This is a genomic window from Halobaculum rubrum (genome assembly GCF_019880225.1).
In the GTDB taxonomy this organism is placed as follows: domain Archaea; phylum Halobacteriota; class Halobacteria; order Halobacteriales; family Haloferacaceae; genus Halobaculum; species Halobaculum rubrum.
In genome coordinates this window covers 1,324,934-1,345,811 of sequence record NZ_CP082284.1, presented here as the reverse complement: position 1 = coordinate 1,345,811, position 20,878 = coordinate 1,324,934, and the positions used below count along the sequence as shown (strand labels likewise).

The window sequence follows — 20,878 nt, the reverse complement described above, 5'->3', positions numbered from 1 at the left end:
GGCACACATCGGATCGTTCCCGATGGTCGGCCTTCGGGCGGCCACAGCGGCGGGGCACCACCCGTACCCATCCCGAACACGGAAGTTAAGCCCGCCAGCGTTCCGGTAAGTCCTGGAGTGCGAGAGCCTCTGGAAACACCGGTTCGCCGCCCACCACTCATACAGTTTCACGCCCACCAGCACCGCGCTGGTGGGCTTTTTCATTTTCATATCAACACCGTCCGACCAGTGGCGACGCCGACCGCCGACGGCCGAGCGTCTCCACGAGGCTTGGATCCGCTACACTTAACCGCCTCACACGACTCTCAACACGTGCGCCAAGGTGGCAGAGTCCGGCCATACGCATCTCCCTGCAGAGGAGAACCACGCCGGTTCAAATCCGGCCCTTGGCTTTCCTACAGCGCACACGCGATCGTGTCCCGGCGAGTGACGTGTTCCCCTGAAAGAAAACGGTTAAACTCCGGGCGGTCCGTGGCTCACGTATGCAACGACGCGCCGCGGCCATCTACGTCGCGTTCTTCCTCGTCGTGGGGACGGCTTCGTTCTCGCTCATCGCGACAGCGAGCGCGCCGCAGCTCTCCTTCGAGAACCCGGATCACGAACTGAGCCAGGGAGACCCCATCACTATCGACGGGCAGGAGTTCACCGTCTCCGGTATCTCCGCGGAGGCCGAGGAGGGTGAGGTAACCCGCTCGGGAACCCTCGAGTCGACGAACGAATCGGCGCGGTACACCGTCGACTGGGCGAACGATTCGACCGTCACCTACGACGGGCAAGACTGGACCGTTACCACCGACAACGCGTCCGACTCGTTCGCCTTGACCGAAGTCGTCGATCGCGCGGCGATCCTCCAGAACGACTCCGGCGTCGAGAACGAGACGACGACCGTCGACGGCCAGGAGTACGTGGTCGAACGTGACGACGGGAACCGGACGCTGATCCCCGCCGACGAGTACTTCCCGGAGCCCGAGACACGTGAGTACACCGTCGGCGACGAACTCGAGAACATCGAGGACAACACCGCGACGGTCGCGTCCGTGAGTTCGGACGCCGCGACGCTGGAGTACTTCGCGTCGCGGACCACCGAGATCTCGGTTGCCGACGAGGCGAACGTGACGGTCGGTTCGACGACGTACTTCGCATACTTCCCGGACAACTCGACGATGCTGCTCACGCAGGAGTTCGACACCTACGAGCAGTACCAGCAGGGAATAGAGACCCAAACGACGATGACGAACGGACTGTGGGGCGTTACGATCCTCAGCGGGCTCTCCGCGTTCCTTCTTCTGGGGATGGCGTACATGCCCTCGCGGTACTGACCGGCCGATCGACACTCTCGAACTCGGATCTCTGTTCCCGTCTCCCTCACAACGAGCAGGCAAGCCGTCGACCCGACACGGCGATGTGACGAACTGGACCCGGCTGAACAGCCAGTATGCGGCCGGCAGGCCGACCACCGTCACCGCGATGGACACGGCGACACCGCCCACAGGGGAGTGAGCCGCCAGGCGACGAGGACGAAGTAGAGCCCGCGGACGGCCGGCGACCGCTGTCCGCTCGATCGGTCGGGTGCAGACGGTGACCGGGGTTCCTTGAGCGACAACACCGTCGGCACGAGGTCGATCAGTGTGAGTCTGACCGGGAGGCCGACGATCGTGGCGCCGGGAACCCACGCGACGTTGACGACCGCGGGGTGGCTCACCGGTCGATGCGACGAACCACAGCGCGCGTTGTGCCGTGTCCCGAGCGACGCGACGGCCGATGAATTCCTTGTGTCGACCGCTCGCTTCCCGCCTCAAACCCCGTCTCTCGAACGGTTCCGGTCGGCCGCGACACGGTGCTCACGGGCCGCTTCGCTCACGGCTCACTCCGTTCACCGTTCGTTGTCGCGGTCTCACGCTGTTCGACCGCGCTCGCTTCTCTTTGTTATCGAGACCTCACTTCGTTCGGTCTCACAGCGGACGCGACGAGATCTGAACCATGGCGAGACGTGCTCGCTACGCTGCGCACGTCTCGTCTACCTCAAATCCCGCCGTACCGGTTCACTCGTCACTACGTTCCTCGGTGCACGGGCGCGACGGGATTTGAACCCCGGTCGTTCCGCTCACTCCGTTCGCTTCACTCCCTGCTTCAAATCCCGCCTTTCGAGCGGTTTCGGTCGCTCGCCGTCGCTCGCGACACGGAGACACGGGCGCGACGGGATTTGAACCCCGGTCGTTCCGCTCACTCCGTTCGCTTCACTCCCTGCTTCAAATCCCGCCTTTCGAGCGGTTTCGGTCGCTCGCCGTCGCTCGCGACACGGAGACACGGGCGCGACGGGATTTGAACCCGCGACCGTCGGATGGCTCCCCACACCGGAGTCCCGGCGCGGTTAGAAGTCCGACGCTCTGAATCCGGACTGAGCTACGCGCCCACGGATAGGGGCACACGCGGGGCAGTCAAAAGCGGCGCGGTCCCGGGTGACCCGTACGGTCAGACGCGAGCGGGCGGACGAGGCCGATCGTCTCGCAGGCTTTAATCCGGCCAGCGCCGAACGGACGGTGATGCGAGTTATCGGAACGGTCGGCCTGCCCGGCAGCGGGAAAGGCGAGGCCGCCGCGGTCGCCGAGGAGGAGGGCGTTCCCGTGGTCACGATGGGGGACGTCATCCGCGCGGAGTGTCGCGACCGCGGACTCGATCCCGCCGAACACCACGGCGAGATCGCCCGCGCCCTGCGCGAGGAGAACGGCCCCGCGGCCATCGCCGAGCGCTCGGTCCCGCTGATCGAGGACGCGGCGGCCCGTGCCGACGCGGGCGCCGTCCTCGTCGACGGCCTCCGAGCGCCCGTCGAACTGGAGCGCTTCCGCGAGCGCTTCGGCGACGACTTCACGCTCGTCGCCATCACCGCGCCGTTCGATCTCCGCGTCGACCGTCTGGGCGAGCGCGGCCGCGACGACTCCGACGTCGACGTCGAGGCGCTGCGCGACCGCGAGGAGCGCGAACTCGAGTTCGGTATGGGCGAGGTCATCGAGGCCGCCGACCTGACCGTCGACAACACCGACACGCTCGCGTCGTTTCGGGACCGCATCCGCGCGGTGCTTCGTGGGGACGTAGCCTCCGACGTTGCCGACGCCGCTTCCGACGACGCTCCGGAGGTGGAGAAGTGACGACCGTCTACAGCGTCGACGCGCGGATCGAGGCACCGGTGCACGACACCGAGGTAACCGACCGCGTCCGCGACGCCGTCGAGGCGCTGTTCCCCAACGCCGAGTTCGTCTCCGAGCCGGGGCTGCTCGTCGCCGAGACCCACACGCTCGACGACTTCTCCGACAGCCTCCACGAACAGGAGATCCTCGACACCGCCCGTCGCGAGTTCGAGCGCAACCGGACCGACGGCGGCTTCACCTTCAGCCTGAAGAAGCAGGCAGCCTTCCGGGGCGTCGTCAACTTCGCCGTCGGCGACCCCGACGAACTGGGCGAGATATCGGTCGAGGTGACCGTCCGCTCGCCGTCTGCCGAGGAGTACATCGACCACCTCGCGCCGCCGACCGAGGGCGGCGCGCCAGTCGACCCGGACCGTCGCTGACGCTACGTGAACGCCACGACCGCGGCGAACAGGACGACGACGCCGAGCACGTCGCAGACGTTCGTGACCACGGGGATGACCACGTCGTCGGGGTCGAGCGAGAGGCGATACGCCGCGTACGTCGTCGCGAGCGTCACCGCGACCGCGAGGACGGCCAGCGCGACCCCGGCCGACAGCGCGACCAGAAACACCGTTCCGGGTGCGAGCGTCGTGTCCCCGAGGAGCGCCGCCAGCGCCCACGCGGCGAGGCCGATGACCGGAAACAGCGTGACCGCGAGCGCGACGGTGGCGACGGCGTTTCCGGCGAGGGTGTCGTCACTCGGGTCGAACGACAGCGTCCCGAGATGAAACGCCGTCGAGAGCCGCGCCGCGAGGATCGAGCCGAGGTTGCCCGCGGTGCCGATCGTGACGGGGACGAGCACGAGCAGCGACGGCGACCGGAGCAGCCGGTCCTCCAAGATTCCGAGCACCAGCCCCGAGCCCAACTCGACGAGGGCGAGCACGAGCAACACCGGCAACATCGCGCGGGTGATGGCGCGAACGGACCACTCGGTCGGCATCTACGGGCCACCCCCGAACGAACCAACTAGCGCGAGAACGGTCCGCGCCGCGACCAGCAGGAAGAATACGCCGGCCACGTCGCCGGTGGTCGTCACCACCGGGCCGACGAACGTGTCGGGGTCGTACCCCCGACGGTACCCCGCGAACACGACCAGCAGGACGACGGCCGTCAGCGCCATTCCCGAGAGCACGCTCGCGATCAGCGCGACGCCGAGCATGACCGGCAGCGACGCGACCGGACTCCCGAGCAGGGTGAGCGCCGTGACGGTGAGCACGGCGGCGACGAGCGACACGAGCACGCCGTTGGCGAGCGCGGCCGTCGCCGCCGCGCGGAGTCGCTCGTCGCCGAAATCGACCCGCGGCTCGACGACCCCCTGGTGGAGTCCGGTCGCGATCCGGGCTCCGAAGCTCCCGAACACGCTTCCGCGGGTCGCGAGCAGCGCCGGCACGAGCACGAGCAGCCCCTCGACCGCCCGAAGCTCGGCGCGCATCCCGCCGAGGACGACGCCGGCGAACAGCCCGCCGACCGCGCTCGTTGCGAGCGCCGGCAGCGCCTCGCGATACGCCTCCTCGGCCGTCTCGCGGATCCCCATCGCGCCTACCGACGACCCCGGAGACCAAAAGTCGGGTGCCATCGCCGCCTCCGCCGTGACGGTGTCACGTTCACGTCCGCGTCTTCGCCGCGTCGCTGTCGCGTCGCCGTCGTGTCGCAATCACGAACCGATCGTGAGCGGATCGACCGACGGGCACTTGGCGGCGAGCGACCAGACACCGTACATGACCGACTCGCAGGCACGGGTGTTGCTGACGAACGACGACGGCGTCGACGCCGCCGGTCTCGCGGCGCTGTACGAGGAACTGCGCGCCGTCGCCGACGTGACCGTCGTCGCGCCGGCGGAGAACCAGTCGGGGGTGGGACGGTCGCGCTCGCGCGCCGTCGACGTGGACGGCCACGAGTGGGGCCACACGGTCCACGGGACGCCGGCCGACTGCGTCGCCTACGCGCTCCGGGCGCTGGAGACCGAGTTCGATCTGGTCGTCTCCGGCTGCAACCACGGGCCGAACTGCGGCGAGTACATCATGGGCCACTCGGGCACCGTCGGCGCGGCCGTCGAGGCGGCGTATCTCGGCGTGCCCGCGGTCGCCGTCTCCGCGTACCACCGCGAGGAGTTCTTCCCGCCCGCGGAGTTCACCTTCGAGACGCCCGCGCGGCTCACCCGGCTGCTCGTCGAGCACGTGCTCGAACGCGGCGGGAATCGCGTCGGTGCTGACGCCCGCGACGACGGCGCAGACGTCACGACCAGCGGCGGCTCCGCCGCCGGCGACTCCCGCGCGGACCTCGCCGACGCCGACCTGTTCTCGGTGAACGCCCCCGTCGACGCGCCCGCCTGTGACTTCCGACTCACCGAACCGCTGGCCGACTACGGCGTCGACGTGCGCGAGGCGTCCGCCGAGGAGCGCGAGACCCACGACGGCGACTGGCGGCTCGAGTCCGATTTCTGGGCGCGACTCGACCAGCCGGGGCGGCACCCGACGCTGGAGCAGGTGGCCGACTCCTACCCCGCGTGGTCCGACCGCGCGGCCGTCGTCGACGGCGACGCGAGCGTCTCCCCGCTCCGGGTGCCGCAGACGCCGGTTCACTCCGAGCGACTGGACGACCTCGTCGCCGCGGTGAACCGCGACTGGCGCGACGAGCGCGAGGCCGCGGTCGCGGACGACGACTGAGTCGACACCGGACGCGCCGGGTTCGCCTCACAACGTTGTGGCGTCGCCGTCGGCCCACACCTCGTAGCCGTACTCACGAGCACGTTCCTCGACCGCCTCGGTGTGCATCCGGAGCATGTGCTCGGAGACGTTCGTGGCGACGCGCCGGTCGGCGTCGAGGCGATCGAGGCCGGCCCGTAGCTCGGCGGCGTCGGCGTGAAGTTCCGCACCGAGGACCGACCCCTCGGCGAACAGGAGATCGAGACCGTCGCCGGGTACGGTCTCGGGGTCGGGTGCGGCGTTCAGGTCCGGCGCGTAGCCGACGACCGCCCCTTCCGACCCGTCGTCGCCCCGACCGGGGTCCGACCGAGGGCCGCGGACGACGTAGCCGAGCGTCGGGAACAGCGGATCCCCGTGATCGACCCCGAACGGCGTCACCGAGAGGGGACCGACCGACACCCGATCTCCGGACTGGACGACCTCCATCCCGAGGCGCTCGACGAGACCTGGTCGCTCCGTGGCGTACTTCTGGAGGACGCTGCGGGGCACGTGCGCCTCGAAGGGGTCGGCGACCGGGTGGTCGTGGCCGAGGTCGTCGCCGTTCAGGAGGTGGCGCTCGTAGCGGGTGTGATTCAGTTCCGAGAGCCCGCTCGCGTGGTCGTAGTGGCCGTGTGTGAGGAACACGGCGTCGAGGCCGGTCACGTTCGCCCCGTGCAGCGCGGGGGTCACGTCGGGCGGGGCGTCGAGGAGGACGGTCGTCCCCGCCGCCTCGATCAGGAGGCCGGGCCGTCGCCGCGGGTCGCTCGCCGCGCAGAACTCACAGTCGCACAGGGGAACGGGGACGCCCAGCGCGTCGCCCGTGCCGAGCAGGGTACAGCGCACGAGGGGTCGACGCGGGGGCGACACTCCGATGTTTCGGCAGTGTGTCGAGAACTACCACACCGTCACTCACCGGTCCACGACCGCGACGACCCCGGTGAGCCCCAGCGACGCCACCAGCGCGGCCGCGAGCACGCCGAACGCCGCGCCGAAGCCGGTCGCGTCGGCGACGCCGCCGACGACGGCGGGCGCGAACGCGCCGGCGCCCATCAACAGCGTCCGGACGACGCCGAGCCCGCCGCCCGCGGACGCCTCGGGGATGACGGCCGCGAGGTACGCGCCCCGCACGGGCCGAAAGCCGTGGGAGCCGAGGCCGAACGCCACCACCGCGGCGCCGACGGCGACGACGCCCGAGACCGACAGCAGCGCGAGCAGCCCGGCGGTCGCGAGCCCGAGCGTCGCGGCGATCACCGGGAGCTGCCCGACGCGGTCCGAGAGGTCGCCCGTGACCAACTGGACGAGCGAGACGACGAACAGCCCCGAGTACAACAGCGACGCCGTCGTTCCCGGGAGCCCGGCGGCGTCGGTGAGATACAGCGGGAGGAAGGCGACGGCGCCGTTGTACGCGAACGAGAAACAGACCGTCGCGAGCACGAAGACGGCGAAGGTCGGCTCGCGAAACAGCGCCGCGTAGCGGCGGAGCCCGCCGGCGTCGGCGGCGACGCCGTCGCCGTGGGTGTCTGTGGTGTCCGCAGTGTCGGCTGCGTCAGCGGTGTCGTCGGTGTCAGCGGTGTCATCCGTGTTTCCGTCGTCCGCCCCGTCGCCGGCGGCGTCGCGGTCGGCCGCTCCCGGGTCGGGGGCGCTGCGACCGAACAGGAGCGCGAGGCCGCCGGCGGCGACTGCCCCCGCGAGGAACAGCGCGTGCCAGTCGAGCCACGGGACGGCGACGCCGGCGACCGTCGCGCCGGTGACCGCGACGACGGCGGCGGGCGCGGCGACGCCGCCGAAGGCGCCGAGCGTGTCGAGCACCCCGAGCGCGCGGCCGGTCCGGCCGGGGTACAGCCGCGAGAGCAGGCGGACGGCGACGGTCTTGTGGACGCCCGTGCCGAGCCCGACGAGCAACATCCCGACGACGATGACGCCGAGCGCGAGCGGCTCGGGGACGGGAACCGCCAGCACGAGCGCGCCGACCCCGGTGACGACCGCGCCGGCGACGATCACCCGCCGCGCCCCGATCCGGTCGGCGAGGGCGCCGCTTGGGAACTGCATCGCGGCGTAGACGGTCAACATCGCGGTGAACGCGACGCCGAGGACCGCACTGGAGACGCCGAGCGCGTCCCGAAAGGCGGGAAACAGCGGCGGAAACGCGTACCGGAGGAACTTCGCGAGGAACCAGATGAGCGCCGTGAGCGCGAGCACGTCGTACTCCGCGAGCGCGCGGAGGCTCCGCTTCGTCGCGGTTCCGGCTCCCATTCGCCTCGGGGGACGGCTGTCGGGGTCAAAAGACGAGCGAAAGCGGTCGTTCGGGCGGTTCACGGGAGACGACGTCCGCGCTACGGCGCGCCGGCGAGCACCAGCGTGCTCTCGGCGTCGCCGTTGCGGATCTGCCGGGTCGCGTCAGGCGGGATCCGGACGGCGTCGCCGGGCTCCAGCTCGATCTCCTCGCCGTCGACGGCGACCGTCGCGGCGCCCTCGACGAGCAGGTACACCTCCTCGTGGTCGCGCTCGGCGTGGTCGTGTTCCGTTCCGGTCCAGCCCGGGTCGCAGTCGACGACCGTGACGCCGACGTGGGCACACTCCAGCGGATCGCGCAGGAAGTGCATCGCGCCCGCGGCCGGTTCGACGTCGTGATAGTTGACGGTTGTGTAGCTCACGGTCGGTCGAATCCGCGAAACGCCCATGTAACTGTCGGCGGTTCCAGCCGTGCACGAATCGAGCGGGCCGTCGGTCGGGCTCGCTCGGGACCGCACCGAACCCCGCTTCGCCGCGCCTCCCCCACCTCACCTCACCTCACCTTACTTCGGCCTCACCCGAACGGACCCATGCCGCCCATGCCGCCCATGCCGCCGCCTCCGTCGCCGCCCTGCTGTTGCATCTTTTTCATCATCCGCTGCATATCGCCGTCGCCCATGTTGCCGAACTGGTCCATCGTCCGCTTCATCATGCTGTGCTGTTCGAGCAGCTCCTCGATACGTTCCTCGGGAACGCCGGAGCCGCGGGAGATCCGCTCCAGCCGGTCGCTTTTGATGATCTCGGGGTTCTCCATCTCCCGCTCGGTCATGGAGTCCATCGCGATCTCGAAGCTCCGCATGCGGTCTTGGGTCACGTCCATCGCGTCGTCCGGGAGCTGGTCCATGATGCCGCCGCCCATGCCGGGGATCATGTCGAGCACCTGATCGAGGGGGCCCATGCGGTCCATCGCCTTCATCTGGTTGCGCATGTCCTTCAGGGTGAACTCCCCCTCCATCATGTCCTCGGGGTCCCAGTCGTCCTCCTCCTGGGTCTCGCTCATCGCGCGCTCGACGCGCTCGGAGAGCTGCTTGAGGTCGCCCATCCCGAGCAGCCGCGAGATGAAGCCGTCGGGCTCGAAGCGCTCGATGTCCTGCACCGTCTCGCCGGCGCCGAGGAACGCGATCGACGACCCGGTCTCGTTGACGGCCGTCAGCGCCCCGCCGCCCTTCGCGGTCCCGTCGAGCTTCGTGATGACGACGCCGTCGATGCCGATCGACTCCTCGAACTGCCGCGCCTGATCCTTGGCGCCCTGCCCGATCGCGGCGTCGAGCACGAGCAGCGATCGGTCCGGGTCGACCGCGTCGGCGATCCGCTCGATCTCGTCGATGAGGTCGTCCTCCAGCGCGTGGCGGCCTGCGGTGTCGACGATCCGCACGTCGGCGTCCTCGGTCGCCTCCAGTCCCTTCCGGGCGATGTCGACGGGGTCGTCGTTGTCGGGGTCGCCGTAGAACTCCACCTCGGCGTTGTCGGCCATCTGCTGGGCCTGGTCGTAGGCGCCGGGGCGGAAGGTGTCGGTCTGGATGACCGCCGGCCGGAGGCCCTTCTTCGAGAACCACCACGCCATCTTGGCGGCGGTGGTGGTCTTCCCCGAGCCCTGGAGGCCGGCGAGCACGATCGTCTGCTCCTCCAGCGGGATCTCGGTCGACTCGCCGATGAGGCCGACCATCTCCTCGTAGACGATCTTGAGGACGTGGTCGCGTGCGGTCGTGCCGCCGGGGGGCTCCTCCTCCAGCGCGCGGGTTTCGATGCTGTCCGACAGCTCCATCACGAGGTCGACGTCGACGTCGGCCGAAAGCAGCGAGCGCTGGATCTGCTTGACGACTGCCTGCACGTCCTCCTCGTCGATACGGGACTTCCCGCGGAGCGAGTCCATCGTGCTCCGGAGAGAACTCCCCAGGTCGTCGAGTACCATTGGTCTTAATCGAGGTAGTCGGTCCGTGCGGTAAAGGCTTCCTTGTCCGTCGGTGGCTCGTTCGCGGGTGGTGTTCGCGGGTAGTGTGAGTGGCGTGGATTCGGCGGTACCGTCGTCGGCCTTGAAACCCCCCGCCGCTGTGCGCTCCCGCGACTCGCTGCGCGCGCTCACTCGCTTCGCTCTCGGCCTCGCTCATCCCCCGCGCGCGCTCGCGGGGCGGATCGGCGCGCTGGGCTCGGGCCGCGCCGCCCGCACGGTTCGGGTCGCGTCCACCGGCGTGCTGGTCGCGCTGGCGGCGACGCTGGTCGGGGGAGTGATATGAAAACGACGCGAGTCGCAGTCTACGCCGAGGTCGTCGCTTCGACGTCCTCGTAGGTGACGATCACCTCGTCGGCGACCGGCTTGAGCACGTAGCTCCCGGAGCCGCCCTGCTTGACCGGTGTGAAGTCCGCCGTGAAGGAGGCGGTCTCCTCGCTGCGGATCTCGAACGTCTCCGACTCCTCGCCGTCGACGACGAACGTCTGGAACTTCAGGCCCGCCTCGCCGGCGGTGTCGACGCTCGTCTCGCTCCCGTCCGCGAGCGTCCCCTCGACGTTCGAGATGCCGAGGTGGACGTACTCGTAGTCGCCAGGCTCCAGCTCCGACTGGGCGACGAGCTTCTGTTTGTCGCCCTGGAGCTTCGTCAGGTCCGCGGTCACGTCGTCCACGGACTCCGCGATCAGTTCTCCGTCGGCGGGCTGGATCCGCACCTCCGACACCGTCACGACGAGCGACTCGAAGTCGCCGATGTCGCCCGGCTGGTCGCTCACGTGTGTCGCCAGCGTTCCTGTTCCGCCCGATCCCCCCATGCAGCCGGTCAGACCGACCGTCCCCACCGCTGTGAGGCCGGCCGTCGACCGGAGATACTCTCGTCGGTTCATCGACACTCGATCCTTCGCTCGGAGGGGGGAAGTCAGTGGTGGCCCCGACCCCGACCGATGTCGTTCCGCCGGGCGGAGGAATCGCCCGACGGATGTCTCCCCCGCGGACGTTCCGCCCGACGGACTCAAGGACGGTGCCGCCGTCCTCCCGCCCATGCGCATCGCCGTGCCCAACAAGGGCCGCCTGCACGAGCCGACGATCGACCTGCTCGAACGGGCGGGCCTGCACATCGAGAACACGGCCGACCGGCAGCTGTACGCCGACACGGTCGACCCCGAGGTGTCCGTACTGTTCGCGCGTGCCGCAGACATCCCCGAGTACGTCGCCGACGGCGCCGCCGACGTGGGGGTCACCGGCCTCGATCAGGCGCGCGAGTCGGGCCACGACCTCGTCGATCTCCTCGATCTGGGCTACGGTCGCTGCCGCCTCGTGCTCGCGGCGCCCGAGGACGGCGACATCGCCGAGCCCGCCGACGTGGCGGGGCTGACGGTCGCCACCGAGTTCCCCCGGATCACCCGCGACTACTTCGAGCACGAGGGGATCGACTGTGAGATCGTCGAGGTGACGGGCGCCACCGAGCTCACCCCGCACGTCGACATGGCCGACGCGATCGTCGACATCACCTCCACCGGCACCACCCTCCAGGTGAACCGCCTCGCGATCGTCGACGAGGTGCTCGCCTCCTCGGTCCGGCTGTTCGCGCGCCCCGACGTGGCCGAGGACGACAAGGTCGGGCAGGTGGCGACGGCGTTCGAGTCGGTGACCGCCGCCGAGGACAAGCGCTACCTGATGATGAACGCCCCGCGCGAGGCGCTCGCGGACGTGAAGGAGGTGCTCCCCGGGATGGGGGGGCCGACGGTGATGGACGTCGCCGACGGCGACACCGAACACGTCGCGGTTCACGCCGTCGTCGACGAACGCGCGGTGTTCGAGGTCATCGACGAGCTCAAGCGGGTCGGCGCGAGCGACGTCCTCGTCACCGAGATCGAACGGCTCGTGGAATAGGACCCTCGCACGGGCTCACCGCTGCTTTCCCGTCCGAACTCAGTTCGCCCGCCACCGCAGTGCCGGTGCCACCACCCGTGGATCGATCCCGATTCCGCGACCGTCGTCCTCGCGGAAGCGGACCCACGCGACCGTCGCGAGGGAGCCGAGCACGACCGCGCCCATCCCGAGCAGCCCCGCCTCGGGGCCGAACGACCCGCCGGTCACGAGCGCCGGGCCGGTCGGTTCGAGGTCGACGACGGCGGCGTCGACGCCGAGCCCGCTGACGGAGAAGCCGTACAACAGCCCCTGCGCGGCGTTCCACGAGACGTGGACGCCCACGGGAAACGAGAGTCGGCCGGTGAGCACGAAGCCGACCCCGAGGAACGCGCCCGCGAGGGTGACGCCGAGCGTCGACGCGAGCGAGGAGCCCGGGTTGCCCGCGTGGAGCAGGCCGAAGACGGCGGCCGAAACGACGAGCGCGCCCCCGACCGCCACGCGCTCGCCCGCGAACCGGAGCCCCTCGGCGACGTTGACGAGCAGGAGCCCCCGCGAGAGCAGTTCCTCGTAGACGCCGACGACGAGAAACACGAGGAGGGCGGAGCCGAAGCCGGCGGCCGTCCCCGCGAGCGTGCCGGCGACGCGGAACCACCCGCCGGCGAGGCCGACGCCCGCGATCAGCGTCTGGAGGAGCACGCCGAGCGCGAGCCCGGCGGCGAGATCGGCGATCCACTCCGGCTCTCGTCGGAGGCCCAGATCCGAGAGCTGTCGGCGGTCGACGTATCGCGCCGAAAGCAGTATCGCCCCGGTGATCGCGAGCATCGGGAGGACGGTCGACAACGGAACGGGGAGGGCGAGCACGACTCCGGCGACGCCCCCGGCGAGGAGTCCGAGCCCGACGAGCACGAGCGCGACACAGAGTCGAACGGGCGCGCGGGGGCGACGCTCGGCGTCGTTCCACACCGGATACCGAAGACGGGCACCGAGACGGCCGGGGCTCATACCGGCGCGGTTTGGTAGATCGCGAGCACGCTGTTGATGCCGTACGCCGCGAGGATCGTGAGCGCGTAGTGCATCGCGGTGATCATCGCGGTGCCGCGGCGGTCCAGCCCGTACGCGAGTCGGACGACACCGAAATCGACGACGAGCGCGAGCGCGATGGTTGCGGCCGCGGGCAGAACGGCCGCGGTCAACCCCACGGTGGCCATCGCGACGCCCGGCGGGATCGCCTGCCGGAGCTCCGCCTCGTTCCCGAGCACGAAGTAGGCGGCCGTGTTCGCCAACAGCGTCGACAGCGTCGCGATGAGGAGGAACCCGCCGACGACCCCCAACGGAGACAGCTGTAGCAGCACGCTACTCGAGCAGCCCCAGTTCCGAGAGGCGCTCGGAGATGACGCGGACGGCCGCCTCGGCGTCGGCTGGCTCTTTCCCCCCGGTGATGACGAGCTTCCCGGAGCCGAACAGCAGCGCCACCACGTCGGGCTCGTCGATCCGGTAGACGAGGCCGGGGAACTGCTCGGGCTCGTACTCGATGTTCTCCAGACCGAGCCCGATCGCGATCGCGTTCAGGTTGAGGTCCGTCCCCAGGTCCGCGGAGGTGACGATGTTCTGGACGGTGATCTCGGGATCGTCCTCGATCGGGATCTCCAACGCTCGCAGTTCGTCGAACACCATGTGGAGCGCCTCGTGGACGGCGTCGGTGCTTTTGGCGCCCGTACAGACGATCTTGCCCGAGCGGAAGATGAGCGCCGCGCTCTTCGGGTCGGCGGTGCGATAGACGAGGCCGGGGAACTGCTCGGGGTCGTAGTCGGCCCCTTCTAGATCCATGGCGACCGTCTGGAGGTCCAACTCCTGATCGATCCCTGTCGACGCGACGACGTTCTCGATGTGTATCGACTCCGTGGGGTCGGCCATTCTCACCCGAACCGACGGTTTAAACAAATAAAGTAGTACCGCACCGCCCGATGCGGATCGGCCCCGCGCTATCGAGCGACGCCCGTTTCGACGCGAACCCGTGCGTTCAAGCGCCGCGACGCCGCACCTCCGGGCGTGTACGGGTTGGAGTTCGTCGGCGACGAGGACCGCTTCGCGGCGCTGGAGGCCGGGGTCGCCGCCGCGACCGGGATCGAACGCGTCGCCCCGGGGTTGGCCATCGCCGACGCGGTCGACCCCGATCGGGCGTGCGGACTGGCGTACACCAGGCGCGCGCTCGACCTGCTCGGACGGGCCGACGCGGACCCGCACAGCGCCCGGGCCGTCGTCGAGGCGGCGAGCATCGACCGCGAGGGAACCGTCGCCGTCCGCGCGCGCGTCCTCCGCGACAGCGCCGCCGTCTCGACGAGCGAGGTCGAACGCGAATGCGGGAGCGCGCTCGTCGCCCGCGGCTTCGACGTGGACCTCGACGACCCGGACCACACCCTCCGCGTGCTGTTCGCCGACGACACCTGCCTCGTTGGGTGGGTCGTCGCCGAGTCCGTCCGCGACTTCTCGACGCGTCGGCCCACGGATCGGCCGTTCTTCCAACCGGGGAGCATGGCGCCGATGGACGCCCGCGCGTACGCGAACCTCGCCGGGGCGGGGCCGGGAACCCGGGTCCTCGACCCGATGTGTGGGACCGGCGGCGTGCTGATCGAGGCCGGCCTCGTCGGCAGCGACGTGGTCGGCAACGACGCGCAGGCGAAGATGGTCGGCGGCGCCCGCGAGAACCTCGCGCACTACCTGAACGGGGACGCCGGGTCGCCGACGGCCGCCGAGGGCCCGCCCGGCGGGTTCGATCTCCTCCGCGGCGACGCGACCGCGCTCGCGCTCCGCGACGACGCGGTCGACGGCGTCGTCTTCGACGCGCCGTACGGCCGCCAGTCGAAGATCGCGCGCCATAGCCTCGATGACCTCGTGAGCGACGCCCTTGTGGAGGCCGCGCGGGTCGCCCCGCGGGGCGTGCTGGTCGCGGATCGGTCGTGGCGCGAGGCCGCCGTCGCCGCCGGCTGGCGAGTGACCGACACCTTCGAGCGGCGGGTTCACCGCAGCCTCGTTCGACACGTGCACGTGTTGGAGCGATCGTAGCGGGGACGGATCCGCGACGGTACAGCCGCTCGCGGTAGTGTCTGCCGAGCCGTGACGGCGTCACGTCACAGGACGCACGTGACCGCGGCACCGGCGCCGAGCACCGCGAACGCGGCGCCGACGACGCGCGTCAGCAGCACGTTCCAGTCCGCCGGCTCGACCGATCCGCTCGGCTTGCGACCGATCGCGTCCACCACCTCGGTGGCCTTCGTGACGGCGTACGGCTTCGCCGCCGCGAGCGTGCCGAGCGGGAGACCCAGAACCGCGAGAAACAGGTAGTTCGGAGGGCACACACGAGCCGGCTCGCCGGCCGTCGGCAAAGGGTTACCGCTCGCCGAGTAACTCGTCGACCAGCTCCTCGGGGTCGAACCGCCGCAGGTCGTCGTACCCCTGCCCGACGCCGAGGAAGAGGATCGGCTTGCCGGTCACGTACGCGATGGAAATGGCGGCGCCGCCCGAGGAGTCCGCGTCGGCCTTCGTGAGAACCGACCCGTCGACGGCGGCCGCGTCGTCGAACTCCTGGGCGCGCTTGACCGCGTCCTGTCCGGCGACCGCCTCGTCGACGAAGAGGGTCATGTCGGGGTCGACGACGCGGTCGATCTTCTCCAGTTGCGCCATCAGGTCGTTGCTGGTGTGGAGCCGACCCGCGGTGTCGCCGAGCACCACGTCGATGTCGTTGGCCTCGGCGTACTCGACGCCGTCGTAGATGACGGCGGCGGGGTCGCCGCCCTGCTCGTGGGCGATGAGCTTCCGGTCGAGCGTCTCGGCGTGCTCGCGGATCTGCTCGTTCGCGCCGGCGCGGTAGGTGTCGCCGTTCGCGAGCACCGACGAGTAGCCCCGCTCGTCGAGCCACTCCGAGAGCTTCGCGATGCTCGTGGTCTTGCCGACGCCGTTGACGCCGGTGAACACGATGGTAACCGGCTTGTCGGCCTCGGCGATCCGCCGCTCGAAGTCGAACTGCCCGACACTGATCACGTCCAGCAACGCGTCGTGGAGCGCCTCCGTGACGAGTTGGTCCGTCGTCTGGACCTGCGCACGCGTCTCGCCGATCATCTTCTCGCGGACGGTGTCGAGGATTCGATCGGCGACGCTCATCTCCACGTCGCTGGACAGCAGCGCGAGTTCCAGATCCTGAAGGGGGGCTTCGAGGTCTTCCTCCTCGATGACGACTTTCCCGGTGGCGAACGCCGCCGCGCGCTTGAGCCGTCCCGGGCCCGAGGACTCGTCGTCGGCCGCCTCGTCTCCGTCGGGTTCGGTCGCCGACTCGGCGTCGGGCGCCGGAGCGCTCGACGCCTCGGTCTCGTCTGCGTCGGAGGCCGCCTCGGGTGTGGCCGTCGCGTCCGCGTCGGCGGCCGTCTCCGTCTCGGCGTCGGCCTCCTCGGCCTTCTCTTCGACCTCCTCGGCTGCGTCCTCCCGGAACGAGGAGAGCTTGTCCTTCAGGCCGTCGAACATCCCTTACTGGTCCCCGTCGTCGCCCTCGTCGGACATCTGCTGCATCTGCTGCATCTGCTGTTGCTGCATCTGCTGTTGCATCTGCTGGGCCTGCTGTTCGAGCTGCTGGCTTTCGGCCTCGAGGTCTGCCTTCTCCTCGCTGACGGTGTCGATCTGGTCGTCGAGGGTGTCCTTGCGCCCTTCGAGCGCCTCCACGGCGTCGCCCTCCTCGAGCTCGGCTGCGTAGTCGCCGCCGAGGCTCACCACGATCTCGTCGAGGTCCTGAACCTCCGCGCGGACGTACGCGCCGCCGCCCAGCGGCACCTGCACCGTCGACCCGGTCTCGATCTGGCCGATGGCCTCGATGGCGTCGTCCATGTCACGCTGCTCCTGGCGAAGGTCCTCGATCTCCCCTTCGAGCTCCTCGATCTCGTCCTCGATCGCCTGGATCTCCTGGGAGATCTGCTGGAGCTGCTGCTGTCCCTGACCACCGCCACCACCGAGGCTCATTCGGCGACCACCTCGCCGATCTCGACCTGGCTGCGGTTCAGGTTGTGCTCGGCACCGAACTTCGAGAGAACGTGCTCGCGCGCGACGTTCTCGTTGACCGCGTCGAGCGAGCGGGTGAACGCCTGCATCCCGTCTCGAGTCTGGAACTCGCCGCTAACAGTGTACTGGCTCATGTGCCCGAAAAACCGCTCGGGAGCGGGAAGTACCTTCCGACTCGGGGCCCCGAGCCCAACGGACGCCCGTAGCGACGACGACCTGTCCGGTCGGTCGTTCGCGGGCGGCTCACGGGGGGATTGCCCGCTTTTCGAGTCGATGGTTCGCGGGCGGCTCGGGCCGCGCAGACTCTCCCGGTCGCCTGCGAACACCTCGCCGCCGTCGCCCGTCGCCTCGCTCGCTCCGCTCGCTCGGCGACGCTCCTATCGTGGGCGGCTCGCCCGCAAGCTCGCCGCCGTTCTTCCGAGGCCTCCCTGCGGTCGGCCTCGCTGTTTTCGTGGGCGGAGCGGCACAGGACCGCTCCGCCGTCGTCCGTCGCCTCGCTCGCTCCGCTCGCTCGGCGACGCTTCTATCGTGGGCGGCTCGCCCGCAAGCTCGCCGCCGTTCTTCCGAGGCCTCCCTGCGGTCGGCCTCGCCTTACTCGATGAACCCGAGCGTGTCGTCGATCCGACCCAGCTCGGGCCCAGTCGTGTCCTCGCCGACGACGTACCCGTCGTCGTTGGCGAGCAGTCCCGAGCCGACCAGCGGCGCGCCGTAGTTGACGGTGCCGAGGTCGGCGTACACGTCGAGGTGCTCCTCCAGTGCCTCCAACTCCGGCTCCTCGCTGTGCGGGTGACAGAGGACGCCGGTGTTGTTGGCGACCGCGGCGGTGCCCACGGTGTTGACGTCGCCGAGCGAACCGCGGCGTACCGGCACGTCGAGTACGGCCTCGACCACGTCGACCGCCTCGTCGGTCAGATCGGGGTGGACGTACGCGCCGTAGTCGTTCGCGAGGACGACGTTGCCGGCGGCGTTGAGCTTCCCCGGGAGGCGCTCGACGGGATCGTCGGTCGCCTCGCGGAGCGCGTCGATCTCGCGGTCGGTCGCCTGTCGGGAGACGAGCGTCCCGTGCTCGTTGCCCGCGACCAGCGAGCCGACCGTGCCGGAGCCGCCGACGGTCGTGGCCAACACGTCGACGCCGAACTCGCGCTCGAGTTGGTCGGCGAGGTCGTCCTCCACGTCGGGCCGCACGACGAGGCAGTCGCTGGCGGCGTGCGCGTACACTCCGACGTACGACGACCCGGCGAACGAAACGCGAAGCACGCCTCAGGCCGGCTCCGCTTCGACGACGACCTCGCCGTCCTCGTCGAAGCGAGCCGCGCGCAGGCGAACCTTGCTCGGCGGCTTCTGGCGCCCGCGCGCCCAGACGGTCTCGTTGACCGCCGGATCGAGGCGAACGCCGTCCTCGTCGACCGAGAAGTGCTTCGCCAGGTGCGCCCGGATGAGCGACATCGCCTTGTCGCCGCGCTCCTGGGACGGCGCTTGCTTCGCCTCGCGGAGCGGGATCGTGACGACGCGCTCCTCGAAGTCGTTGGCGCTCATTTACTCGTCGGTGTCCGAGCGCCGCCAGTGGCGTCGCTTCGGGTTACGGGTCACTTCCATGTCGGTCTTCATCATCACCCACGCCGGCACGCGGCTGTTCTGCCGCTCCAGCTTGGCAAGGCGCTTCTTCTTGCCCTTGGATTTCTTAGTCATGGTATCCGGCATATCCATCGCCGGAAGGGAAAACCCTGTCTATCCGGACGCGTGGCTCTGCCACTCCTCCCGTCCCGGGATCGCAGTCCCCGTGTGCCCAGGACCACAGTCCTCGCGTACTCGGAGTCATATCCCTGCCAACGAGCCGACGCCGGCGCCGAGGGCGACCGCGAGTGCGCCGCCGAGGACGACGCGAACCGCCGTTTCCAGCACGTCGCCGCCGACGAACCGAACGCGCAACCCCGCGACGACCGCCAACTCGGCGGCGACGACGGCGATCGCGAGCAGGAACCCCAACGCGACCCCCGCGAGCACTACCAGCGACGGGAGCGCGCCGGCGAGGAACGCCCCGCCGCCGGCCAGTCCCGCCCGTCGCACCGGGTCGTCGGCTGTCGAGAGGCCGCCGTCGTCGGCGTCGGCGGCCGCAAACGCCACGTGTAGCGCGACGCCGATCGTCGCCGCGAGCCCGACGAGCCCGGCGGTCCACCCGTCGACGGCGACGGCCGCGGCGAACAGCGGGGCGGGGACGACGACGGCGCCGGCGCCGAGTCCCGTCAGCGCCGGCTCGCTCACCCGATGACGAATCGTCGTCCTCGTCTGCCCTCGGCCGCGCATTCGAGTCAGGTTTCCCGGCCGATAGGATAAATCCGCCGCCCGTTTCGGTGGAACGCTCCGGGAGCAACGGGGAAGGGGGAACCGACGCGGCGAAACCGGCTTACCGGCCGCGCCCGGAGTGCGTCCATGGACGCCGTCGGCGCCGCACTCCGTGCGGACTCCCTCCAGATCTCCGCGGACCCCGTTTCGGTTCTCGTGAACCTCTTCCCGCTCGTCGTCGACGCGGTAGCGCGGGTCGCGCGCATCGCGGTGCTCATCGCCGTCGGGGTGTTCCTCGCGAACGTCGCCGTCGAGTTCGGGCTCGTCGAACGGATCGCGGGGTTCTCGCGATACCTCACCGGCCCGGCGAACCTCCCGGACGAGGCCGGCACCGCCATCGTCACGACCGCGGCGTCGACGACCGCGGGCTACGGCATGCTCGCGGACTTCCGCGAGTCCGGTCGCCTGTCCGACCGCGCGACGATGGTCGCCGTCGTCATCAACACGTTCTTCGGCTTCGTCCAGCACCTGTTCACGTTCTACGTTCCCGTCGTCATCCCCATCCTCGGCCGCGAGACCGGCGTGCTGTACGTCGGCACCCGTGGGGCCATCGCGCTCGGGATCACGTTCACCGGGGTGCTCGCGGGCGCGCTATTGCTTCGCGGCGAGGCGCGGGCTCGTCCGGACGCCGAGACGGTCCGGGAGGCGACCGACGGCGGGGCGACCTCCGCGGATCCCGGCGGCGCCCCGGACCCGGACGGCGCCGACGGCCCGGAGGACTCTGACGGTGACGGGGAGCTCCGCGACGAACTGGCGGCGGCCGCCGAGTCGACGTGGTCGACGCTCCGCCGGATCGTGCCGCGGCTCGCGGTCGTGTACGTGCTCGTCACGGTGCTCGTGGCTCGCGTGGACCTCCAGGCGCTGTCGAGCGACGTCGCCGGACCGTTCGCCGAGGTCGTCGGCCTGCCAGCGGCGGTGGTGCCCGCGATCGTCGTGTTCGTGTTCGACACGACCGCGGGGGCGGCGGCGTTCGCCCCGCTCATCGGCTCGACGCTGACGCCCGAACAGGCGGTCGCCGGACTGCTGATCGGCGGGATCGTCTCGTTCGCGTTCTCGACGTTCAAGCGCTCGATCCCGTTCCAGTACGGCGTTTGGGGGCCGGAGTTCGGATCGAAGGTGATCGCGGTGAACACGGCGCTGAAGGTGGTGTTCATCTCGCTCGCGCTGGTCGTGTTCCTCGCGTGAGCACCGATCTGTGGCCGAACGGGATCGCCGGTAGTTCGCCCCGACGGCCAGCGTGAGAACGGATCATCTCGGTAAGAAGCGTTGGGCGTCTAACCCCCGGGCGAGCTCGTATCGATCGAGAGGCAATTCGGCCTGTCCCTCGACCAACTCGCTCCCGTTTCGATCGGCGACGTGCCGGTCACACGGTGCTGTTCAGGCGTCCGATCGTCGTCGGTCCTGGTGTTCGAGACGAAACGAGGCGGCTGGCAACACAGAGCTACGGCCGACTTCCGAGCGGTCCTGGCCTGAGACGGCCACGAGTCGCGTCTCAGCGATCCCAGAATCGGATG

The 20,878-nt window shown here is 70.0% G+C and carries 27 protein-coding genes, 2 tRNA genes and 1 rRNA gene; 10 read left to right on the top strand and 20 right to left on the bottom strand.

The features are described from left to right. Positions 1-33: 33 nt before the first annotated feature. The 3 genes from rrf (at position 34) to K6T25_RS07120 (ending at position 1,319) form a co-directional block, all read left to right on the top strand. Positions 34-155: ribosomal RNA gene (gene rrf, locus K6T25_RS07130) — 5S ribosomal RNA — on the top strand. A gap of 161 nt (positions 156-316) precedes the next feature. Further along, positions 317-392 (top strand) — tRNA-Cys (locus tag K6T25_RS07125). Between the two features lie 90 nt (positions 393-482). Further along, positions 483-1,319 (top strand): hypothetical protein, encoded by an 837-nt coding sequence (locus tag K6T25_RS07120; RefSeq protein ID WP_222917578.1) that lies wholly within the window; start codon positions 483-485, stop codon positions 1,317-1,319. A gap of 140 nt (positions 1,320-1,459) precedes the next feature. Here K6T25_RS07120 and K6T25_RS07115 read toward each other — a convergent pair whose 3' ends face one another. After that, positions 1,460-1,702, bottom strand: a complete 243-nt coding sequence (locus K6T25_RS07115; RefSeq protein WP_425600879.1) for a hypothetical protein — start codon at positions 1,700-1,702, stop codon at positions 1,460-1,462. A gap of 605 nt (positions 1,703-2,307) precedes the next feature. After that, positions 2,308-2,413: transfer RNA gene (locus K6T25_RS07110), tRNA-Arg, on the bottom strand. A gap of 130 nt (positions 2,414-2,543) precedes the next feature. On the opposite strand from K6T25_RS07110, the gene K6T25_RS07105 reads away from it, so the two are divergent. Further along, a complete protein-coding gene (locus K6T25_RS07105; RefSeq protein WP_222917577.1) occupies positions 2,544-3,146 on the top strand; it encodes an AAA family ATPase in 603 nt (200 codons plus the stop codon). Continuing rightward, positions 3,143-3,565, top strand: a complete 423-nt coding sequence (locus K6T25_RS07100; protein ID WP_222917575.1) for an RNA-binding domain-containing protein — start codon at positions 3,143-3,145, stop codon at positions 3,563-3,565. The genes K6T25_RS07105 and K6T25_RS07100 overlap by 4 nt, the downstream gene beginning before the upstream one ends. 2 nt (positions 3,566-3,567) lie before the next feature. On the opposite strand, the gene K6T25_RS07095 is transcribed toward K6T25_RS07100, so the two are convergent. Then, entirely contained in the window at positions 3,568-4,125 is a 558-nt protein-coding gene (locus K6T25_RS07095; RefSeq protein WP_222917573.1) for a magnesium transporter, read from the bottom strand. After that, positions 4,126-4,719, bottom strand: a complete 594-nt coding sequence (locus K6T25_RS07090; RefSeq protein WP_222917920.1) for a magnesium transporter — start codon at positions 4,717-4,719, stop codon at positions 4,126-4,128. 184 nt (positions 4,720-4,903) lie between these two features. On the opposite strand from K6T25_RS07090, the gene surE reads away from it, so the two are divergent. After that, complete coding sequence (gene surE / locus K6T25_RS07085; protein WP_222917571.1) at positions 4,904-5,851, top strand: 5'/3'-nucleotidase SurE; 948 nt, start codon at positions 4,904-4,906, stop codon at positions 5,849-5,851. 27 nt (positions 5,852-5,878) lie between these two features. On the opposite strand, the gene K6T25_RS07080 is transcribed toward surE, so the two are convergent. The 4 genes from K6T25_RS07080 to K6T25_RS07065 form a co-directional block, all read right to left on the bottom strand. Then, positions 5,879-6,712, bottom strand: a complete 834-nt coding sequence (locus K6T25_RS07080) for an MBL fold metallo-hydrolase (protein ID WP_222917569.1) — start codon at positions 6,710-6,712, stop codon at positions 5,879-5,881. 66 nt (positions 6,713-6,778) lie between these two features. Continuing rightward, positions 6,779-8,122 (bottom strand): MFS transporter, encoded by a 1,344-nt coding sequence (locus K6T25_RS07075; RefSeq protein ID WP_222917567.1) that lies wholly within the window; start codon positions 8,120-8,122, stop codon positions 6,779-6,781. Positions 8,123-8,202: 80 nt separating this feature from the next. Then, positions 8,203-8,523, bottom strand: coding sequence for a cupin domain-containing protein (locus tag K6T25_RS07070; protein WP_222917566.1), 321 nt, complete (start codon positions 8,521-8,523; stop codon positions 8,203-8,205). A 152-nt stretch (positions 8,524-8,675) separates the two neighbouring features. Continuing rightward, on the bottom strand, positions 8,676-10,073 hold the full coding sequence (locus tag K6T25_RS07065; RefSeq protein WP_222917564.1) for a signal recognition particle protein Srp54: 1,398 nt from the start codon (positions 10,071-10,073) through the stop codon (positions 8,676-8,678). Positions 10,074-10,212: 139 nt separating this feature from the next. On the opposite strand from K6T25_RS07065, the gene K6T25_RS07060 reads away from it, so the two are divergent. Next, the gene (locus K6T25_RS07060) at positions 10,213-10,395 is read left to right on the top strand and encodes a hypothetical protein (RefSeq protein WP_222917563.1); all 183 of its coding nucleotides are present in this window, start codon (positions 10,213-10,215) and stop codon (positions 10,393-10,395) included. Positions 10,396-10,414: 19 nt separating this feature from the next. Here K6T25_RS07060 and K6T25_RS07055 read toward each other — a convergent pair whose 3' ends face one another. After that, positions 10,415-10,993 carry a DUF4382 domain-containing protein gene (locus K6T25_RS07055; RefSeq protein WP_225917834.1) on the bottom strand — a complete coding sequence of 193 codons (579 nt, stop codon included), beginning with the start codon at positions 10,991-10,993 and terminating at the stop codon, positions 10,415-10,417. A gap of 154 nt (positions 10,994-11,147) precedes the next feature. Between K6T25_RS07055 and hisG the strand changes: the two genes are divergently transcribed. Next, positions 11,148-11,999 (top strand): ATP phosphoribosyltransferase, encoded by an 852-nt coding sequence (gene hisG, locus K6T25_RS07050; RefSeq protein ID WP_222917561.1) that lies wholly within the window; start codon positions 11,148-11,150, stop codon positions 11,997-11,999. 39 nt (positions 12,000-12,038) lie between these two features. On the opposite strand, the gene K6T25_RS07045 is transcribed toward hisG, so the two are convergent. From K6T25_RS07045 to K6T25_RS07035, 3 genes are read right to left on the bottom strand one after another with little or no spacing between them, the layout of a single operon-like run. Next, a complete protein-coding gene (locus tag K6T25_RS07045) occupies positions 12,039-12,980 on the bottom strand; it encodes a CPBP family intramembrane glutamic endopeptidase (protein WP_222917560.1) in 942 nt (313 codons plus the stop codon). Beyond that, positions 12,977-13,330, bottom strand: coding sequence for a DUF7473 family protein (locus tag K6T25_RS07040; RefSeq protein WP_222917559.1), 354 nt, complete (start codon positions 13,328-13,330; stop codon positions 12,977-12,979). The genes K6T25_RS07045 and K6T25_RS07040 overlap by 4 nt, the downstream gene beginning before the upstream one ends. A gap of 1 nt (position 13,331) precedes the next feature. Further along, a complete protein-coding gene (locus tag K6T25_RS07035; protein ID WP_222917558.1) occupies positions 13,332-13,892 on the bottom strand; it encodes a TATA-box-binding protein in 561 nt (186 codons plus the stop codon). A gap of 144 nt (positions 13,893-14,036) precedes the next feature. Between K6T25_RS07035 and K6T25_RS07030 the strand changes: the two genes are divergently transcribed. After that, a complete protein-coding gene (locus K6T25_RS07030; RefSeq protein WP_222917918.1) occupies positions 14,037-15,041 on the top strand; it encodes a THUMP domain-containing protein in 1,005 nt (334 codons plus the stop codon). A 65-nt stretch (positions 15,042-15,106) separates the two neighbouring features. Here the strand turns inward: K6T25_RS07030 and K6T25_RS07025 are convergent, their stop codons facing one another. The 8 genes from K6T25_RS07025 to K6T25_RS06990 form a co-directional block, all read right to left on the bottom strand. Then, positions 15,107-15,334, bottom strand: coding sequence for a DUF6199 family natural product biosynthesis protein (locus tag K6T25_RS07025; protein ID WP_222917557.1), 228 nt, complete (start codon positions 15,332-15,334; stop codon positions 15,107-15,109). Positions 15,335-15,365: 31 nt separating this feature from the next. Further along, a complete protein-coding gene (ftsY, locus tag K6T25_RS07020) occupies positions 15,366-16,493 on the bottom strand; it encodes a signal recognition particle-docking protein FtsY (RefSeq protein ID WP_222917556.1) in 1,128 nt (375 codons plus the stop codon). Between the two features lie 3 nt (positions 16,494-16,496). Then, complete coding sequence (gene pfdA / locus K6T25_RS07015) at positions 16,497-16,982, bottom strand: prefoldin subunit alpha (RefSeq protein ID WP_222917555.1); 486 nt, start codon at positions 16,980-16,982, stop codon at positions 16,497-16,499. After that, positions 16,979-17,155: a 50S ribosomal protein L18Ae gene (gene rpl18a, locus K6T25_RS07010; RefSeq protein WP_222917553.1), complete on the bottom strand. Its 177-nt coding sequence runs from the start codon at positions 17,153-17,155 to the stop codon at positions 16,979-16,981. The genes pfdA and rpl18a overlap by 4 nt, the downstream gene beginning before the upstream one ends. Positions 17,156-17,612: 457 nt before the next feature. Beyond that, positions 17,613-18,278 (bottom strand): translation initiation factor IF-6, encoded by a 666-nt coding sequence (locus K6T25_RS07005; protein ID WP_222917552.1) that lies wholly within the window; start codon positions 18,276-18,278, stop codon positions 17,613-17,615. A 3-nt stretch (positions 18,279-18,281) separates the two neighbouring features. Beyond that, the gene (locus tag K6T25_RS07000) at positions 18,282-18,557 is read right to left on the bottom strand and encodes a 50S ribosomal protein L31e (RefSeq protein WP_222917551.1); all 276 of its coding nucleotides are present in this window, start codon (positions 18,555-18,557) and stop codon (positions 18,282-18,284) included. Then, a complete protein-coding gene (locus tag K6T25_RS06995; protein WP_222917550.1) occupies positions 18,558-18,710 on the bottom strand; it encodes a 50S ribosomal protein L39e in 153 nt (50 codons plus the stop codon). Between the two features lie 126 nt (positions 18,711-18,836). Continuing rightward, on the bottom strand, positions 18,837-19,325 hold the full coding sequence (locus K6T25_RS06990; RefSeq protein WP_222917549.1) for a hypothetical protein: 489 nt from the start codon (positions 19,323-19,325) through the stop codon (positions 18,837-18,839). A 126-nt stretch (positions 19,326-19,451) separates the two neighbouring features. Here K6T25_RS06990 and K6T25_RS06985 point away from each other — a divergent pair, with 126 nt between their 5' ends. Further along, positions 19,452-20,549 (top strand): nucleoside recognition protein, encoded by a 1,098-nt coding sequence (locus K6T25_RS06985; protein ID WP_225917833.1) that lies wholly within the window; start codon positions 19,452-19,454, stop codon positions 20,547-20,549. Positions 20,550-20,878: the final 329 nt, after the last annotated feature.

Bases quoted from the DNA above. Each gene is read 5' to 3' on its own strand.
- K6T25_RS07120 (WP_222917578.1), top strand. From the start codon at position 483: ATGCAACGACGCGCCGCGGCCATCTACGTCGCGTTCTTCCTCGTCGTG.
- K6T25_RS07105 (WP_222917577.1), top strand. From the start codon at position 2,544: ATGCGAGTTATCGGAACGGTCGGCCTGCCCGGCAGCGGGAAAGGCGAG.
- K6T25_RS07095 (WP_222917573.1), bottom strand. From the start codon at position 4,125: ATGCCGACCGAGTGGTCCGTTCGCGCCATCACCCGCGCGATGTTGCCG.
- K6T25_RS07090 (WP_222917920.1), bottom strand. From the start codon at position 4,719: ATGGGGATCCGCGAGACGGCCGAGGAGGCGTATCGCGAGGCGCTGCCG.
- surE (WP_222917571.1), top strand. From the start codon at position 4,904: ATGACCGACTCGCAGGCACGGGTGTTGCTGACGAACGACGACGGCGTC.
- K6T25_RS07075 (WP_222917567.1), bottom strand. From the start codon at position 8,122: ATGGGAGCCGGAACCGCGACGAAGCGGAGCCTCCGCGCGCTCGCGGAG.
- K6T25_RS07065 (WP_222917564.1), bottom strand. From the start codon at position 10,073: ATGGTACTCGACGACCTGGGGAGTTCTCTCCGGAGCACGATGGACTCG.
- K6T25_RS07055 (WP_225917834.1), bottom strand. From the start codon at position 10,993: ATGAACCGACGAGAGTATCTCCGGTCGACGGCCGGCCTCACAGCGGTG.
- hisG (WP_222917561.1), top strand. From the start codon at position 11,148: ATGCGCATCGCCGTGCCCAACAAGGGCCGCCTGCACGAGCCGACGATC.
- K6T25_RS07045 (WP_222917560.1), bottom strand. From the start codon at position 12,980: ATGAGCCCCGGCCGTCTCGGTGCCCGTCTTCGGTATCCGGTGTGGAAC.
- K6T25_RS07035 (WP_222917558.1), bottom strand. From the start codon at position 13,892: ATGGCCGACCCCACGGAGTCGATACACATCGAGAACGTCGTCGCGTCG.
- ftsY (WP_222917556.1), bottom strand. From the start codon at position 16,493: ATGTTCGACGGCCTGAAGGACAAGCTCTCCTCGTTCCGGGAGGACGCA.
- pfdA (WP_222917555.1), bottom strand. From the start codon at position 16,982: ATGAGCCTCGGTGGTGGCGGTGGTCAGGGACAGCAGCAGCTCCAGCAG.
- rpl18a (WP_222917553.1), bottom strand. From the start codon at position 17,155: ATGAGCCAGTACACTGTTAGCGGCGAGTTCCAGACTCGAGACGGGATG.
- K6T25_RS07000 (WP_222917551.1), bottom strand. From the start codon at position 18,557: ATGAGCGCCAACGACTTCGAGGAGCGCGTCGTCACGATCCCGCTCCGC.
- K6T25_RS06995 (WP_222917550.1), bottom strand. From the start codon at position 18,710: ATGACTAAGAAATCCAAGGGCAAGAAGAAGCGCCTTGCCAAGCTGGAG.
- K6T25_RS06990 (WP_222917549.1), bottom strand. From the start codon at position 19,325: ATGCGCGGCCGAGGGCAGACGAGGACGACGATTCGTCATCGGGTGAGC.
- K6T25_RS06985 (WP_225917833.1), top strand. From the start codon at position 19,452: ATGGACGCCGTCGGCGCCGCACTCCGTGCGGACTCCCTCCAGATCTCC.